Consider the following 217-nt stretch of genomic DNA (forward strand, 5'->3'; position numbering starts at 1 on the left):
GCGGCGACTCTGGGTAAAGAGTTCGCCCACGCGCACCCGCAACGCTAGCCGGGCAATGTCCGGTGAGCGCTGCCTGCGACGGTAGGCGTAGTAGCACGAGCGGGTGACTTCAAATACCGAGCACAGCAGTTCGACAGGCGCTTCGCTGCAAAACTGATCGATCAACGCGAGCGCTCGTGTTCCTCGGCCATCAAGAGCGCGGTAGCCTTTTTTAGGA

General features: G+C 60.8%; 1 pseudogene. It reads right to left on the bottom strand.

Annotation, left to right across the window (positions count from 1 at the left end):
* Positions 1 to 217: pseudogene (locus tag RND78_RS28090) on the bottom strand (IS3 family transposase); the annotation flags it as partial.

Origin of the sequence: Pseudomonas oryzihabitans (genome assembly GCF_032027545.1) — a bacterium.
Classification (GTDB): Bacteria; Pseudomonadota; Gammaproteobacteria; order Pseudomonadales; family Pseudomonadaceae; genus Chryseomonas; species Chryseomonas oryzihabitans_F.